This is a genomic window from Vibrio sp. OPT46, assembly GCF_015163535.1.
GTDB lineage: Bacteria > Pseudomonadota > Gammaproteobacteria > Enterobacterales > Vibrionaceae > Vibrio > Vibrio alginolyticus.
In genome coordinates this window covers 1-621 of the sequence record NZ_JADDYG010000467.1, presented here as the reverse complement: position 1 = coordinate 621, position 621 = coordinate 1, and the positions used below count along the sequence as shown (strand labels likewise).

Genomic DNA, 621 nt, shown 5'->3' with positions numbered 1-621 from the left:
GCTAGTAGAAAGCATAAGTTCTTTATGCCACAACACAGAGAACCAAATATCAATTAAACCTAAACAATTGCCGAAAAATGCAACCTCGACCAACACTATTATCACTCAAAGTGTTCCTCGTTCCACCAATAGCTGGAACAGTTCGAGTGACGAGCAATTGATGAATTACTTGAGTCAAGATATTGGTTTGAGGCAGATAGCTTTACAGATGAACGTAACACCAAAATTCATTACAAATAGAATGCTGCAACTAAGCATAATTGACATTGACCAGTTCGCTGAAATAAAAAGGCAACTGTTAGATTTAGGGTGCTTTCAATAAATGGCTAATGCCACTTGATACCGAAGAGGATTAAACAAGTGGTAGTTTTGTAGAAATATCTATCGTAGAAGCAGCGATCAAGAAGTGCTTTGCTTGGTCAAAAACCTCAGGCAAAAACACTATCAAATGAACCAAACAAAGAGGAGCACCAACTTAGTAAATGGTCTCCGAACGGAGCACGGCTTTGAATGTCATATCACGTTTGACCTTGTTTTGACTCACAGCGTTCCGGCGACGGAACGCGATTCAATTCTTGTATAGCGCCAAATGAAAAATTTATATTAGTATCCCCGATGATG

General features: G+C 39.1%; 1 protein-coding gene. It reads left to right on the top strand.

The features are described 5' to 3' along the window. A partial coding sequence (locus tag IQR33_RS33660) for a hypothetical protein (protein ID WP_228014016.1) occupies positions 1-322 on the top strand: 322 nt, incomplete at its 5' end. Positions 323-621 lie beyond the last annotated feature (299 nt).